The sequence below is a fragment of the Streptomyces sp. NPDC059957 genome, assembly GCF_042730015.1.
Lineage (GTDB): Bacteria > Actinomycetota > Actinomycetes > Streptomycetales > Streptomycetaceae > Streptomyces.
In genome coordinates, this window is sequence record NZ_JBHWMB010000166.1 from 1 (window position 1) to 1,083 (window position 1,083).

1 protein-coding gene is annotated in these 1,083 nt (G+C 74.1%); it reads left to right on the forward strand.

The window, feature by feature from the left end; all coding sequences use genetic code 11:
- Positions 1 to 959, forward strand: a 959-nt coding sequence (locus ACFWBW_RS41585; protein ID WP_385385081.1) for an alpha-amylase family glycosyl hydrolase, incomplete at its 5' end; no start/stop codon positions are given.
- Positions 960 to 1,083: the final 124 nt, after the last annotated feature.

Below are 1,083 nucleotides of genomic sequence, written 5' to 3' on the forward strand. Positions count from 1 at the left end.
CCGTCCACGGCGTCTACCGCGACTGGCGCAAGATCCTCGACACCTACCCCGGCGAGCGCGTGTTCATCGGCGAGGTCTGGCTCCCGGAGGCCGAGCAGTTCGCCCGCTATCTGCGCCACGACGAACTGCACTCCGCCTTCAACTTCGACTACCTGTGCTGCCCCTGGGACTCCGGGGCCCTGCGCAAGGTCGTCGACGCGACGCTCGCCTCGCACGAGCCGGTCGGCGCCCCGCCGACCTGGGTGCTCTCCAACCACGACACGATCCGCCACGTCACCCGGTACGGACGCGCCGACACCTCCTTCGACATGGGCGACAAGCGGCTCCTCGACCCCAGCGACACCGGACTCGGCCGCCGCCGGGGCCGCGCCGCCGCCCTCGTCTCCCTCGCCCTGCCCGGCGGCGTCTACGTCTACCAGGGCGACGAACTCGGCCTGCCCGAGGTCCAGGACCTGCCCGACGAGGTCCTCCAAGACCCGACCTTCGTCCGCTCCGGCGGCGCGGACCGCGGCCGCGACGGCTGCCGCGTCCCGCTGCCCTGGGAGTCCGGCGGCCCCTCCCTCGGCTTCTCCGCCCCGGCCGCCGATCATGTCCCGGCCGCCGCCGGGACCGCCCCGGCCGCGCCCTGGCTGCCCCAGCCGGAGCGGTGGGCCGAGCTCAGTGCCGAGGCCCAGGACGGGGACCCGGACTCCGTCCTCACCCTCTACCGCGAAGCGCTCGCCCTGCGCGGCGCCGAACTGGCGGGGCTGCCCGAAACGCTGGAGTGGACCGAAGCGGGGCCGGACACCCTCTGCTTCGACCGGCCGGGCGGCTTTCGCTGCCTCACCGCCTTCGCGAGCCCGCTCCCGCTTCCCGCCGGCGCCCGCGTCCTGCTGGCCAGCGGCCCGCTCGACACCGGTACGGCCGGCCGGCCCGTACTGCCCCGGGACACCACGGTGTGGCTGCGCATGGCCGGATAGCACCGGCACGGGTGGGTGGCACAGGGACGACCCGCGACGCGGGCCATCCGCATCGTGAGATGTGGTGTCACATGTCGGCGACGGCATGCCAGACTCCTCGCATGCGCCAGCAGAAGATTAGCGC